14 protein-coding genes and 3 tRNA genes are annotated in these 13,918 nt (G+C 72.1%); 11 read left to right on the forward strand and 6 right to left on the reverse strand.

Translation table 11 applies throughout. The annotated features are described in order from the left end of the window. Positions 1-19: 19 nt before the first annotated feature. From ABD208_RS19160 to ABD208_RS19170, 3 genes are all read right to left on the reverse strand, one after another. Positions 20-835 carry a phosphotransferase gene (locus tag ABD208_RS19160; protein WP_344106272.1) on the reverse strand — a complete coding sequence of 272 codons (816 nt, stop codon included), beginning with the start codon at positions 833-835 and terminating at the stop codon, positions 20-22. Positions 836-1,022: 187 nt separating this feature from the next. Then, complete coding sequence (locus ABD208_RS19165; protein WP_344106139.1) at positions 1,023-1,787, reverse strand: lytic polysaccharide monooxygenase; 765 nt, start codon at positions 1,785-1,787, stop codon at positions 1,023-1,025. A gap of 134 nt (positions 1,788-1,921) precedes the next feature. After that, complete coding sequence (locus tag ABD208_RS19170; protein WP_344106141.1) at positions 1,922-2,833, reverse strand: class I SAM-dependent methyltransferase; 912 nt, start codon at positions 2,831-2,833, stop codon at positions 1,922-1,924. Between the two features lie 88 nt (positions 2,834-2,921). Here ABD208_RS19170 and ABD208_RS19175 point away from each other — a divergent pair, with 88 nt between their 5' ends. From ABD208_RS19175 to ABD208_RS19215, 9 genes are all read left to right on the forward strand, one after another. Beyond that, on the forward strand, positions 2,922-4,094 hold the full coding sequence (locus ABD208_RS19175; RefSeq protein ID WP_344106143.1) for a heparan-alpha-glucosaminide N-acetyltransferase domain-containing protein: 1,173 nt from the start codon (positions 2,922-2,924) through the stop codon (positions 4,092-4,094). Positions 4,095-4,163: 69 nt separating this feature from the next. Next, a complete protein-coding gene (locus ABD208_RS19180) occupies positions 4,164-5,126 on the forward strand; it encodes a 3-methyladenine DNA glycosylase (RefSeq protein ID WP_425561134.1) in 963 nt (320 codons plus the stop codon). Between the two features lie 78 nt (positions 5,127-5,204). Next, positions 5,205-5,987 carry a fumarylacetoacetate hydrolase family protein gene (locus tag ABD208_RS19185; RefSeq protein WP_344106145.1) on the forward strand — a complete coding sequence of 261 codons (783 nt, stop codon included), beginning with the start codon at positions 5,205-5,207 and terminating at the stop codon, positions 5,985-5,987. 127 nt (positions 5,988-6,114) lie between these two features. Then, positions 6,115-7,533: a glutamate--tRNA ligase gene (gltX, locus tag ABD208_RS19190; protein ID WP_344106147.1), complete on the forward strand. Its 1,419-nt coding sequence runs from the start codon at positions 6,115-6,117 to the stop codon at positions 7,531-7,533. Next, on the forward strand, positions 7,530-8,549 hold the full coding sequence (locus ABD208_RS19195; protein WP_344106148.1) for a CPBP family intramembrane glutamic endopeptidase: 1,020 nt from the start codon (positions 7,530-7,532) through the stop codon (positions 8,547-8,549). Before gltX ends, ABD208_RS19195 begins: the two co-directional genes overlap by 4 nt. After that, positions 8,542-9,321 (forward strand): HAD family hydrolase, encoded by a 780-nt coding sequence (locus tag ABD208_RS19200; RefSeq protein ID WP_344106151.1) that lies wholly within the window; start codon positions 8,542-8,544, stop codon positions 9,319-9,321. The genes ABD208_RS19195 and ABD208_RS19200 overlap by 8 nt, the downstream gene beginning before the upstream one ends. A gap of 94 nt (positions 9,322-9,415) precedes the next feature. Beyond that, positions 9,416-9,487, forward strand: a tRNA-Gln gene (locus ABD208_RS19205). A 43-nt stretch (positions 9,488-9,530) separates the two neighbouring features. Further along, positions 9,531-9,603: transfer RNA gene (locus ABD208_RS19210), tRNA-Glu, on the forward strand. 64 nt (positions 9,604-9,667) lie between these two features. Beyond that, positions 9,668-9,740 (forward strand) — tRNA-Glu (locus ABD208_RS19215). A 76-nt stretch (positions 9,741-9,816) separates the two neighbouring features. Here the strand turns inward: ABD208_RS19215 and ABD208_RS19220 are convergent. From ABD208_RS19220 to ABD208_RS19230, 3 genes are all read right to left on the reverse strand, one after another. Next, a complete protein-coding gene (locus tag ABD208_RS19220) occupies positions 9,817-10,467 on the reverse strand; it encodes a PH domain-containing protein (RefSeq protein ID WP_344106154.1) in 651 nt (216 codons plus the stop codon). A gap of 4 nt (positions 10,468-10,471) precedes the next feature. Next, positions 10,472-10,657, reverse strand: coding sequence for a hypothetical protein (locus ABD208_RS19225; protein ID WP_344106156.1), 186 nt, complete (start codon positions 10,655-10,657; stop codon positions 10,472-10,474). 154 nt (positions 10,658-10,811) lie between these two features. Further along, positions 10,812-11,531 (reverse strand): IclR family transcriptional regulator, encoded by a 720-nt coding sequence (locus ABD208_RS19230; protein WP_344106159.1) that lies wholly within the window; start codon positions 11,529-11,531, stop codon positions 10,812-10,814. A gap of 189 nt (positions 11,532-11,720) precedes the next feature. Here ABD208_RS19230 and leuC point away from each other — a divergent pair, with 189 nt between their 5' ends. Both leuC and leuD read left to right on the forward strand, forming a co-directional pair. After that, positions 11,721-13,241, forward strand: coding sequence for a 3-isopropylmalate dehydratase large subunit (gene leuC / locus ABD208_RS19235; protein WP_344106161.1), 1,521 nt, complete (start codon positions 11,721-11,723; stop codon positions 13,239-13,241). A 30-nt stretch (positions 13,242-13,271) separates the two neighbouring features. Further along, positions 13,272-13,910, forward strand: coding sequence for a 3-isopropylmalate dehydratase small subunit (gene leuD, locus ABD208_RS19240; RefSeq protein WP_344106163.1), 639 nt, complete (start codon positions 13,272-13,274; stop codon positions 13,908-13,910). The last annotated feature ends 8 nt before the right edge of the window (positions 13,911-13,918 follow it).

Below are 13,918 nucleotides of genomic sequence, written 5' to 3' on the forward strand. Positions count from 1 at the left end.
CACCGCGGACCCGTGGCGGTTACCGGGGACGACGGCGCCGGCGGTGGTGCTCGACGACGTCCCAGAGGGTGCGGTAGTAGGCGACGCGCTCCGGGTCCGGGACGACGCCGTAGGCGGCGAGGAACTCCGCCTCCAGACCCGGGTCGCGGAAGCGGCGTACCACCGAGCGGGAGGCGACGGCCAGGTCGCTCCAGCGGTCGGCCACGCCGAGCTCGCCCACGTCGACGTGCGCGGCGAACGAGCCGTCGTCGTGCAGGAGCGTGTTGGGCACGCACGGGTCGCCGTGGCAGACGACGAGGCGATCCACCGGCGGCGGCTCGCCGATGCCGGCGCGCACCGCGTCCGGCAGCGCCGCCGTGCGGGACTCGGGTGTCCACAGGAACGGGCAGCTCGCGACGGGGGCGGCGTCGTGCAGCAGGCGCAGGCCCTCGGCGACGGAGCGCGTGGCGGTCCGCGGGTCGTCGCGGAACCTCGGGTCGATCGCCGAGATGCCCGCGCGCTCCTGGGTGAGCAGCCAGGCGCCGTCGTCGCCGCGCCCGGCATCGACCACCTCCGGGACCCTCGTGAAGGGCGAGACCCAGCGGAGCCGGCCGGCCTCCGCCACCGGGTCGGGGCAGGGCGCGCCCTCCGGCACCCACTTCAGGTACTGCGCCGGGCGCCCCGGTGTCGTCGCGCCGGGGGGCGGGAAGCCGGCGTCCTGCAGGCGGAAGGTGAGCCCGCCCAGGTCGTTCCGCCAGACGGGTGTGACGCTGCCCCAGCCCACGTACCAGCCGGCGAGCGCGTGAACCGCGTCCGGGATCTCGACGGGAGCGGGGTGGACACCCCGCACGACCATGGTCGGCACGCCATCATGTTGGCACGGAACGGGTGAAAAAGTGCTCCCAGTTTCAGGCCGGTCAGGGAATGGCAAAACACGCCCGGGCGGGACGTGTGCGCGGAAACCGACCTGCCGGACTCGCCGTGGATGCGCCGGGCCCCGGAATCCTCGCGAGGCAGGGCGTCGTGCCCTGCCTCGCGAGCGGTCAGCAGGCGCCCAGGTCCCGCCAGGCACCCCATTCGCCGGACTGGCCCGGGATCTCGCCCTGGGTCCACCACCTCGCCTCGTAGGTGCGGTTCTGGTACGAGACCCGCGCGCCGCCGAGGTACACCGACGTCGGGATCCAGGCCGCCGCGGCGCAGGTGCCGGGGTTGGTGGGCGGCGGGGTGGTCCCCGTGCCGCCGACGTTCACGTCGACGCACGCGTAGAACGCGTTGCCCGTGTTGGAGACGTTCCACCGGGCCAGGATCTCGTGGTTCCCGGACGGCAGGCCGCTCAGCGTGTGGCTGACGGTCGCCGGAGGCTGGGCGCCGCCGTCGTCCACGGTCTTGAACAGCCGCCCGTCGACGAAGTACTCCCACGTCGAGGTGTTGTGCCGGGCGGTCAGCGTCCAGGTGAACGTGTGCGTGCTCCCGATGGCGGCGCGCCGCCAGCCGAGGGAGTCGTCGTCGAGGTTCGTGAAGCGCGAGCCGCCGGAGCACTGCAGGGAGCCCTTCGGCGCCTCGACGCTCTGCGGCTCGTACTGGATGCCCTGGCAGTCGTGGCTCACGGCGCCGCCGGCGCACTGGGCCTGGCGGCTCGGCGGGTCGGAGACCCAGCCGTGGGCCTGGGCGGACGGCGTCGGCGCCGCCCACAGCACCGTGACGGCCAGCGCGAGCGCGGCCAGGGCGGTGAGCGCCGTACGGGCAGGTGAGTCGGCAGGCAGGCGGGCCGGCGCGAGCCGGTGCGTGGCCGGGATGGTTCCTTTCATTCCAGATCACCTCGGTCGGTGGGGTGGGGCACGGTGGCTCCGTGCCGGTTCACCTCGACCGTAGGAATCCGCTGGTACCGCCGGCATCGGGGCAACCACGTAACGCGCGGCGAAATGTGGTTTCCCCTCAGGCCTCAGACGCGCGCGAGCACCTCGCCGTGCACGATCGCGAACCAGCCGTCGGCGGACTCGGCCCAGTCCTGCCAGCCCTGGGCGAGCTGCTCGAGGGCGACGTCGTCGGCCAGCGCCGACTCCTTGGCCTGCACCGCGAAGTTCGACTCGGTGCAGCGCTGCGCCCACAGGTCGCCCCACCAGCGGCGGTCCTCGGGCGTGGCGTAGCACCAGACGCTCGCGGTGGGGACGAGGCCGGACGGCTCGAACCCGGCCTCGCGCACCCAGGACAGCAGGCGGCGCCCGGCGTCCGGCTCGAAGCCGTACGCGTGCGTGACCTCGTGGTACAGCGTGTTCCACTCGGTCAGCGCGGGGGAGCCGGGATACCAGGTCATGGCGGCGTAATCGGCGTCGCGCACGGCGATGAGACCGCCCGGCCTGGCGACGCGCTTCATCTCGCGCAGCGCGGCGACCGGCTCCGACAGGTGCTGCAGCACCTGATGGGCGTAGACGACGTCGAACGTGTTGTCCTGGAACGGCAGCGCGTAGACGTTGGCCTGCTGGAACGTCACGTTCGCGTCCGGATGGGCGGAGGCGAGCTCGCGGGCCGCCTCGAGCACGCCGCCGGCGGCGTCGACCCCGACCACCTCCACGCCGTACCGCTCGGACAGGTCGACGGTGACCGTGCCCGGCCCGCAGCCCACGTCGAGCACCCGCATGCCCTCGGTCAGGTGCGGCAGCAGGAACGCGGCCGAGTTCGCCGCGTTACGGGCGCGGTGCGAGCGCAGCACGGACTCGTGGTGGCCGTGCGTGTACGACTCCGACTCCTTGGTCAGGTCGGACCGGTGGTGACCGGGAGCGTCGATCGCGTCGACGGGATCGGTGCCCGCTGGCGCGTCGTGCGGGGGCGCCGCGGAGTCGGTACTGGGTCTCATGCGTTCACGCTACCGACGTGCGGCGTGCGTCACACACAGGTTCTCACTGTGCGGGACGGCAGGCCGTGAGCCTGCGAAGATGCTTCACATGTCCAACTTGACCGATCGGAGGGCCGGCCGCCTGCTGGGCGGCCCGGGGCGGGTGCCCGGGCTCGACATCGCGCGCGGTCTCGCCGTGCTCGGCATGTTCACGGCCCATGTGGGGGTGACGTCGGAGGATCTCGCCACCCTGGAGGGGTGGCTGGGGTTCGCGCACGGCCGGTCGTCGATCCTGTTCGCGACGGTGGCGGGCGTGTCGCTCGGCCTGGTCACGGGGCGGACGACGCCGCCCGAGGGTGCGGGTCTCGCCGCGGCGCGCCACGCGATCCTGGCGCGGGCCGCCGCGCTGATCGTGCTCGTCGCGTTCCTGGACCTGCTGGGAACGCGGGTGGCGCTGATCCTGGGTTTCTACGCGACGTACTTCGTGCTGGCGCTGCCCTTCCTGCGGTTGCGGCCGATGCAGCTCGCGGGGTGGGCGGCGGCGTTCGCGGTGTGCGGGCCGCCGGTCGCGTACTACGGGCCCGAGCTGCTGGCGCGGCTCGGGCTGCGGCTGCCGCGCGACGGGTCCGGTGCGTTCACCGACTTCCTGCTCACGGGGCACTACCCGGCGGTCGTGTGGATGGCGTTCGTGCTGGCGGGGCTGGCGGTGGGCCGGAGCGACCTGAGGAGCCGCAGCCTGCGGCTGGCCCTGGTCGTGACCGGGTTCGGGGCCGCGTTCCTGGCGGCGCTGGTGTCGGAGGTGATGACCGCGGGGGCGGGCGGCCGGGAGGCGATCGAGGCGAACCACGACGGGACGCTGTCCGAACGGGCGGTCGGGGGAAAGCTGGCCTGGGACGATCCGTGGCCTACCCCGGATTACCTGTGGCTGCCCGGTCCCCACGACGACACGACGCTGGAGGCCATCGGCTCGGGCGGCTTCGCGCTGGGTGTCATCGGGCTGTGCCTGTTCGCGGGCCGGATCGGGGCCCTGGTCCTGGCGCCTCTCGCGGCGGTGGGCGCGCTGGCGCTGACGGTCTACTCGGCCCAGATCGTCGCGATCTGGGCCGTGACGGCGAGCGGCTTCGACCTCCTGGACCCGCCGACGAACGAACCGCTCGGCTGGATGGTCCTGATCGCCCTGGCCGCGGCCACGGTGTGGCGCGTCCTGTTCGGGCAGGGCCCGCTCGAGCGTGTGATGGCGGCATGGGTCCGCTGGGCGACGGGCACGCCGCGTGTGAGGTAGCGCGGCCGGTGCCCGGGGTAGGTCCTGCCTCGGGCACCGGCGCGTCAGGGCGGCCCGTAGCCTTGGTCCGTGAGATCTGGTCCGGTCGCCGTGAGCGTGCTGGCCGCCGGCGAACGGCGGGCGGCGGCCGGCGCGCACCTGCGGCGGGCCGACGCCCTGACCGCGGTGTGGCGCGAGGCGCGCGAGGCCGGGCGGAAGCACGCGATCGAGGACTTCCTGTTCACGTACTACCCCACCCGGATGAGCCACCTGCGGCGGTGGCATCCCGGGGCCGGGGTGGTACTGGCCGACGACGACGGCGACGGCGACCGCGGCATCGGCGGTGCCGGCGCACCGCGGGACGACGACGAGCTCGCGGGCCCGGCCGACCCCGGGCCGCCCGGAGCCGGGTGGCGCTGGTACACGCGCGTCCCGGCGGGCGTGACCCTCGACCGGGAGGCGTTCCTGGCCGAGCGGGGCGACGCCGTCCGGTACCTGCGGGAGCTGCTGGCGGCGACTACGTCGCGGGCGGGGACGTTCGGCTGCTTCGGGCTGCACGAGTGGGCGATGGTCTACCGCGACAAGGAGGCCGGGCGGGACCACCGGCACCCGCTGCCCCTGCGGCTGGGGCACGCCGGGACCGACGCCGTCGTCGAATCACACCCCGTGCGGTGCTCGCACTTCGACGCCTACCGGTTCTTCACGCCCGAGGCGCGCGACCGCAACGCCCTGCGCCCCACGCGCGCGACGCAGCCCGCCCTGGAACAGCCCGGCTGCCTGCACGCCAACATGGACCTGTACAAGTGGTGCCTGAAGCTCGGGCCGGCGGTCCCGGGGGACCTGCTGCTCGACGCGTTCGAGCTGGCCCGGGACATCCGGTACACCGACATGGCGGCCTCGCCGTACGACGTTTCGGGGTACGGCGTCGCGGCGGTGGCGATCGAGACGCCGGAGGGCAAGGCGGAGTACGTCCGCCGCCAGCGGGACTTCGCGGAGCGGGCGGCGGGGATCCGCGCCCGGCTCGTCGCGGTCTGCGACCTGCTCGCCGTGTGACGAGCTGCTGCCGCGCGGCGTGCCGGCCGGCCGATCGGCCGGTCCGCGGCGGCGTCGTCCGGCACGTAGATTGGGCGCGTGCGTATCGCTCGATTCACCACCGGAGATGATCCCAGGTTCGGACTCGTGCAGACCGAGGGGGACAAGACCTTTCTCGCCGTGCTCGGCGGGGATCCGCTGTACATGCCGGCGATGCCGACCGGCGAGCGCGTCGAGCTGGGCGACGGCGTCCGGCTGCTCGCGCCCGTGATCCCGCGGTCGAAGATCGTCGCGGTCGGCAAGAACTACGCCGCGCACGCCGCGGAGATGGGCGGCGAGGTCCCGGCCAGCCCGCTGCTGTTCTTCAAGCCGAACACCGCGGTCATCGGGCCGGACGACCCGATCGTGCTGCCCGACTTCTCCGACGAGATCAGCTACGAGGCCGAGCTCGCCGTCGTCATCGGCAAGGTGTGCAAGGAGGTGCCCGAGGAACACGCGGCGTCGTACGTCCTGGGGTACACGGTCGCGAACGACGTGACCGCGCGGGACGCGCAGCGCACCGACGGGCAGTGGGCGCGCGCGAAGGGTTTCGACGGGTCGTGCCCCCTGGGTCCGTGGATCGACACGGACCTCGACCCGGAGGACGTCGGCGTGATGTCCCGGCTCAACGGCGAGACGAAGCAGGACGGCCGCACGCGCGACCTCGTGTTCGACGTGCCGTTCCTGGTCTCGTACATCTCGCAGGCGATGACGCTGCTGCCGGGCGACGTGATCCTCACGGGTACGCCCGCCGGGGTCGGCCTGATGGACCACGGCGATCGCGTCGAGTGCGAGGTCGAGGGCCTGGGCGTGCTGGCCAACCCGGTGCTGCGCCGGAACTGACGGGCTCCGTCCCGCCGTTCCCGGGCAGCGCCTCCCCGGGTGCGGCAGGGCCCCGGGACGCCGTCCGGCGGCGCCGGCTGTGGAAAACCTCCGGGCTCCGCGGGTGCGCACGATTAGGCTGGAGCCCGTGACTTCCTCGACCTCCGTCCGCGTCCGATTCGCCCCCTCGCCCACCGGCATGTTCCATGTCGGCGGCGCGCGCTCCGCGCTGTTCAACTGGGCGGTGGCGAAGCAGTCCGACGGCGGTGTCTTCGTGCTGCGCATCGAGGACACCGACGCGTCCCGCAACCAGCCCGAATGGGTCGACGGGATCCTGTCCGCGATGGAGTCGCTGGGCATCACCGCGAGCGACCCGGCGTTCGAGGGGCCGTACTACCAGTCGGAGAACGCGGGCCTGCAGAAGGAGGCCGCCGCCAAGCTGTACGCCGAGGGCAGGGCGTACTACTGCGACTGCACCCGCGACGACGTCGCCGCCCGCACCGGCAACGCGCAGACCGGCTACGACGGCCACTGCCGCGACCGCGGCCTGGAGCAGGCCGAGGGCCGCGCGCTGCGCTTCCGCACGCCGGACGACGGCGAGACGCAGGTGATCGACCTGATCCGCGGCAACCCGTCCTTCCCGAACGCGACGCTGGAGGACTTCGTCATCGCGCGCGGCAACGGGTCGCCCGTGTTCCTGCTCGCCAACGTCGTCGACGACGTGGACGAGAAGATCACGCACGTCATCCGCGGCGAGGAGCACCTGCCCAACACGCCCAAGCAGCAGCTGCTGTGGGAGGCGCTCGGCGCGACGCCGCCCACCTGGGCGCACCTGCCCGTCATCGTCAACGAGAAGCGGCAGAAGCTCTCCAAGCGCCGCGACAAGGTGGCCCTCGAGGACTACCTGGCCGACGGCGTGCTGCCCGCCGCGATGGTCAACTACCTCATGCTGCTGGGCTGGGCCCCGGGCAACGACGAGGAGATCCTGCCGTTCGACGAGCTGGTGCGCCGGTTCCGCATCGAGGACGTCAACTCGTCCTCGGCGTTCTTCGACCTGAAGAAGCTCACGGCGTTCAACGGCGAGTACATCCGGGCGCTGCCCCTGGACGAGTTCAAGACCGCCTGCGCCCCCTACCTCACCGCGCCCCACGCGCCCTGGACCCCCGAGCAGTTCGACGCCGCCGCGTTCGACGCCGTCGCGGAGCTCGCCCAGACGCGCGTCGCGCTGCTGGGCGAGATCACCGGCAACGTCGACTTCCTGTTCCTCGACGAGCCCGTCTTCGACCAGGATTCCTGGGACAAGGCGATGAAGGGCGACGCCGCCGCGTTGCTCGCCGACATGCGGGCGGCGCTCGCGGACGCGACGTGGGAGGCGGAGCCGCTCAAGGAGCTCGTGACGGCGGTCGGGGAGAAGCACGGGCTGAAGCTGGGCAAGGCGCAGGCCCCGGTGCGCGTGGCGGTGACCGGCCGCCGGATCGGGCTGCCGCTCTTCGAGTCGCTGGAGGTGCTCGGGCGGGAGCGGACGCTGGCCCGCGTGGACGCGGCGATCGTCCGGCTCGGCGCATGACGGCGGTCGAGACCGGCGGGGTCGGCGTGGTGGCGCCGCCGCCGGCGTCCGGGCGCCCGGGCGTGGCCGGGCTCAGCTACCCGCAGGCCTGGCGGGGCTCCGCGCGGTACCGCTGGTGGCGGCCGCTGCTCGCGCTGGCCGTGATGGCCGGCGGGGGCGTGGTGTTCTTCGTGTTCTCGGGGTTGTCGCAGATCGGCGCGTGGGCCGCGTACAACCTGCCTGGGTTCCTCGCCGCGATGAGCTCCACGGACACCGGGGGCGTGCTGGAGGACGCCGCGTGGCTCGTGTCGCCCCTGGGCATGCTGTCCACGAACATCGCGCTCGGGATCCCGATCCCGTTCGCGATGCTTGCCGCCCTCGTCGCCGCCGGGAGCGCCGGGGTCGCGTCCTCGGTGACCGGCCGGCTGCGGTGGGGCCTGATGCTCGGCGCGGCCGTGACCACGATCCTCGTGCTGGTGCCGCTCGGGTTCGCGATGGAGGCCGTGGCGCCGTCGTCCGGCGAGAGCCTGACGATCGCGCCCGAGGCCGGCTGGCAGCTCCTGGCGGTCGTGATCCTGCTGACGACGCCGTTGCAGGCGGCCGGTGAGGAGTACTTCTTCCGGGGCTGGCTGACCCAGGTGGTGGGCGCGTGGTGCCGGCCGGCCTGGCTCGCCGTCGTGCTGCCGATGCTGGTCTCGGCGACGTTGTTCGCGCTCGCCCACGGGGTGCAGAACCCGTGGCTGTTCGGGGACCGGTTCTTCTTCGGGATCGTGGCGAGCCTGCTCGTGTGGCGCACCGGCGGGCTGGAGTGCGCCGTCGCGCTGCACGTGGTGAACAACCTGTTCGCCTTCGGCGCGGCGATCGCGACCGGGACGATGGAGGAGTCGCTGCTGATCACCGAGGTGGAGCCGCTGTCCGGCATCCTGAGCATGACCGGCACCGCGGTGACCGCGCTGGTGTTGCTCGGCTTCGCCCGCTGGCGCACGGCGCAGCGGCTGACCGCGGTGGCGCGGGAAGGAGGGCTCGCTCATGGCTGACCTGGACGGTGTCCTGTTCGATGTCGACGACACCCTGGTCGACACGCGCGCGGCGTTCGCGCGGTCGCTGCGGGCGATCCAGGAGCGCTATCTCCCGGGCGCGAGCCTGGAGCAGATGCTGCACCAGTGGCGCTCGGATCCGGGGGGCTGGTACCGCCGGTACACGCGCGGCGAGGTCGATCACCTCACGCAGCGCCGGCACCGCGCGGCGTACCTGCACGAGACCTTCGGCGGCGAGCCCGTGACCGAGGAGTCCTTCGCCGCGTGGGACGAGCTGTTCTGGGGCACCTTCGAGCGGTCCTGGACGGCGTTCGACGACGCCGCGCCGGCCCTGGCGGCGGCGCGTGCCGCCGGCCTGCGGGTGGGCGTCGTGACGAACGCCGCCGTCGAGCTGCAGGAGCGGAAGCTGGCGGCGGTCGGGCTCACGGACCTGCCGGTGCTGGTGGGGGTGGACACGCTCGGCTTCGGGAAGCCCGACGCGCGCGTGTTCGCCGAGGGAGCCCGGCTGCTGGGGACCGATCCGGCGCGCACCGCGTACGTCGGGGACGAGCCCGAGGTAGATGCCGTGGGCGCGCGCGACGCGGGGCTGCGCGGCGTCTGGCTCGCCCGGCCCGGCGTCCGGAAGCGCAGTCACGAGACGCAGGGCGACGAGGAGCTGAGGTTGTCCGGGATCGCCGTCATCGGGACGCTCGCCGAGCTGCCGCAGGCGCTCGGCACGGGTCCGGGGGATCCCGCGGCGCGACCGGCGGCGCGTTCGGCGACGGGCGCGTGACATATCGCACCGCAATCCGCTTTGGCACGTCGGCGAGTGTCGGGTAGTGTTTTCCCTCGGTGACGCCCTTCATCTGGGGGAGCGGACACCCCCTTGGGGTATGGTGTAATTGGCAGCACGAGTGGTTCTGGTCCACTTAGTCTAGGTTCGAGTCCTGGTACCCCAGCGCAGTTCACGGCTACTCTTCTCGGAGAGTTTCCGGGTCTCAGGCCCCCATCGTCTAGTGGCCTAGGACGCCGCCCTCTCACGGCGGTAACACGGGTTCAAATCCCGTTGGGGGTACGCAGTTCCTTCCAGGTCCGGGCCTTGTGGCTCCTGCCGGAAGGCTGTAGCAGGAAAAGTTCAGGCCCCCATCGTCTAGCGGCCTAGGACGTCGCCCTCTCACGGCGGTAACACGGGTTCAAATCCCGTTGGGGGTACGAGACGGACGGGCGGAGTGTGTTCGGCTGATGCCGAACCGCTCCGCCTTCTCGCGTTTCCTGGAGGCCGTGCCGTTCAGCCGGCGGGATCGACCGGGCGGACCTTGATCCGCTGGGTGCGGGGCGTCGACGGGATCCCGGCGTCGTCGTCGGCCTCCTCCTGCCGCGGCGGCATGATCGACGGCGGCATCGCGACCGGCCGGGGCTCCTTCTCCGGCGTCGGGTGGAACAGGTCCTCCATGAGGGCCCGGTAGAGGGTGGCCGAGCTCGGGACGTAGTCGACCGTGTTCAGCTCCTGTTCCTGGCCGGCCGACTCGAAGTGGAACGTGCCGTAGTTCAGCAGCTGGCCCAGGAGGTTCTGGCGGTAGCCGATGTCCGTGACCTTGTCGCGGGGCATCGTCGCCACGGTCTGCACCAGGAAACCCGTCACCGACATCAGGCGCAGCTTCGTCATGAGGAGCCAGTCCTGGCGCCATTCGACGTACTTCCAGACGAACCGCAGCGCCACGAGCGCCCAGGCCCAGAAGAGCCACACGAGGACGTCGCGCATGCCGCTGCTCGCTCCCAGGAAGATCGCCACGAGCAGGGCGAACGAGCCCACCGTCGTCAGCGCCGGCTCCCACAGCAGGATCCAGTGGCGGTGGGTCGCGAAGACGATCTCCTCGCCGCTCAGGACGTACTTGCGCAGGCCCCTGTGCCGCCGGAGGAAGTCCTCGGTGCCGGACACGGGCTCAGAACCCCTCGAGGATCCCCGTGAACACCTGCTCGAAGAAGGTCGCGATATTGACCACGGCGTCCCAGATCATGTTCCAGACGGCGATGACTGTGTCCGAGGCCCGGTGGGGATCGGTGATGATCATGGACAGGACGGCGATGACCACCAACCAGATGATGATGAGTCTCAGCCTGGGTGACATCTGACTTCCTCACGACGACGGGGCGCGTGCGGCCCGGAGCACACGTCCATCAAAGAGTACTTTCCGGGCCGCAACACGCCGATCATCATGGGCGGCGTGGCGCGAAGTTCGAGTGAAGACCCGATGTGGCAGTGGTCAAGATCTCACTTCGCGCTCACTCGCCCGCGCGGTGCAGCACCTCGGTGAGCTTGTTCGCCGCCGCGACGACGGCGGCCGAGTGCAGCCGCCCCGGCTGCCGGGACAGCCGCTCCACCGGGCCGGACACGCTGACCGCGGCCACCACGCGACCCGACGGCCCGCGCACGGGGGCGGAGACGGACGCCACGCCGAGCTCGCGCTCCGAGACCGACTGCGCCCAGCCGCGCCGTCGGACGCCCGACAGGATCGTGGCGGTGAAGACCGCCTCGCGCAGGCCCCGGTGCAGGCGATCCGGCTCCTCCCAGGCGAGCAGGATCTGGGCGGCGGAGCCGGCGTGCATCGTGAGCGTCGCGCCGACCGGGATCGAGTCGCGCAGGCCCACGGGGCGCTCGGCCGCGGCGACGCAGACGCGCTGGTCGGCCTGGCGGCGGTAGAGCTGGGCGGACTCGCCCGTGTGATCGCGCAGGGCGATCAGCACCGGGTTCGCGGCGGCCAGGAGCCGGTCCTCGCCCGCCGCCGTGGCCAGCTCGTTGAGCCGGGGGCCGAGCACGAAACGACCCTGCATGTCCCGTGCGACCATACGGTGATGCTCCAGCGCCACCGCCAGGCGGTGCGCCGTCGGACGGGCCAGACCCGTCGAGTTGACCAGCTGGGCCAGGGTGGCAGGTCCGGCCTCGAGAGCCCCGAGAACGGACGCGGCCTTGTCGAGCACGCCGACTCCGCTAGTATCGTCCATACCTCGATATTGCCGTCTCATGGCGTGAGATGGCAAGTCGGTACCTGAGGAACGATCGTGAATCAGGGAGAAACTAGAAGTGAACTGGAGGTTTGAGCGCCGTGAGCGGAGGGTGCGGGCCGAGGAACGAGGCACGCGCCCGTAGCGGAACGGGGCTCAAACCGACACGTGACGAGGAGGCGACCCCGAATGGCCGGCACGCTGGCGGAGAAGGTCTGGGAGGCACACCTGGTGCGCCGTGGCACCAACGGTGAACCGGACCTGCTGTACATCGATCTGCACCTCGTGCACGAGGTGACAAGTCCCCAGGCGTTCGAAGGGCTCCGCCTCGCAGGGCGCCCCGTGCGCCGCCCGGACCTCACGATCGCCACCGAGGACCACAACACCCCGACCCTCGACATCGACCAGCCGATCGCCGACGTGACGAGCCGCACGCAGATCGACACGCTGCGCGCCAACGCCCGCGAGTTCGGGGTCCGGATCCACAGCCTCGGCGACGCGGACCAGGGCATCGTCCACCAGGTCGGCCCGCAGCTGGGCCTGACGATGCCCGGCCTGACGGTCGTGTGTGGCGACTCTCACACCTCGACGCACGGCGCGTTCGGCGGCCTCGCGTTCGGCATCGGCACCTCCGAGGTCGAGCACGTGCTCGCCACGCAGACGCTGCCGCTCCAGCAGTTCAAGACGATGGCGGTCACCGTGAACGGCGCGCTGCCCCCGGGCACGACGTCGAAGGACATCATCCTGGCGGTCATCGCCAAGATCGGCACCGGCGGCGGTCAGGGCTACGTCCTGGAGTACCGCGGCGAGGCGATCCGCAAGCTGTCGATGGAAGCGCGGATGACCATCTGCAACATGTCCATCGAGGCCGGCGCCCGCGCCGGCATGATCGCGCCGGACGAGACCACGTTCGAGTACCTCAAGGGCCGCCCGCACGCGCCCGAGGGCGCGGACTGGGACGCGGCGGTCGAGTACTGGAAGACGCTCAGGTCCGACGACGACGCCGAGTTCGACGCCGAGGTCGTCCTCGAGGCGTCCGACCTCGAGCCGTTCGTCACCTGGGGCACCAACCCGGGCCAGGGCCTGCCGATCTCCGCGTCCGTCCCGGTGCCGTCCGAGATCGCGGACGAGTCCGAGCGGGTCGCCGCCGAGCGCTCCCTGGAGTACATGGGCCTGACGCCGGGCACCCCGCTGCGCGACGTCAAGGTCGACACCGTCTTCATCGGCTCCTGCACCAACGGCCGCATCGAGGACCTGCGGTCGGTCGCGAAGGTCGTCCAGGGCAAGAAGAAGGCCGACGACGTCCGCGTGCTCGTGGTCCCGGCGTCGGCCCGCGTCCGGATCCAGGCCGAGGCCGAGGGTCTCGACTCCATCTTCAAGGACTTCGGCGCCGAGTGGCGCAACGCCGGTTGCTCGATGTGCCTCGGCATGAACCCGGACCAGCTGGCGCCGGGGGAGCGGTCCGCGTCGACGTCGAACCGCAACTTCGAGGGCCGGCAGGGCAAGGGCGGCCGCACGCACCTGGTCTCGCCGCTCGTCGCGGCCGCGACGGCGATCCGGGGCACGCTGTCCTCGGTCGCGGACCTGGGGCTGGGCGAGGACGTCGACCTGACCACGTTCGACGGGACCCCGCTGGACGGCGTCGGCGCGCCGCCGATCACCGAGACCGTCGTCGACCTGCCGATGCCCGTGCCGGCCGGGGCGCGCTGAGGCGCGGCCCGAAGGATTCTGGAGAACACCATGGAGAAGTTCACGACCCACACGGGCGTCGGGGTGCCGCTGCGCCGCAGCAACGTCGACACCGACCAGATCATCCCCGCCGTCTACCTCAAGCGGGTGACGCGCACGGGCTTCGAGGACGCGCTGTTCTCGGCGTGGCGCAACGACCCGTCGTTCGTGCTGAACCAGGACGCGTACCGCGCGGGCTCCGTGCTCGTGGCGGGGCCGGACTTCGGCACGGGCTCCTCGCGCGAGCACGCGGTCTGGGCGCTGAAGGACTACGGGTTCCGCGTGGTGCTGTCGAGCCGGTTCGCGGACATCTTCCGCGGCAACTCGGGCAAGCAGGGACTGCTCGCGGGCATCGTGGCGCAGGAGGACATCGAGATCCTCTGGAAGGTGCTGGAGAACAACCCGGGCACCGAGGTGACGGTGGACCTGGACGCGCGCACGGCGACGGCCGACGACGTCACCGTGCCGTTCCAGATCGACGACTACACGCGCTGGCGGCTCATGGAGGGGCTGGACGACATCGGCCTCACGCTGCAGCACGCCGACGAGATCACGGCCTTCGAGGAGAACCGGGCGAGCTGGCGGCCGAGGACGCTGCCGGCGAAGCACTGGCCGACCGAGGTGGTGGAGCCGGCGCGGCCGGTGGGCTGAGCCCGGTC

This window comes from Myceligenerans crystallogenes (assembly GCF_039529775.1).
Lineage (GTDB): Bacteria > Actinomycetota > Actinomycetes > Actinomycetales > Cellulomonadaceae > Myceligenerans > Myceligenerans crystallogenes.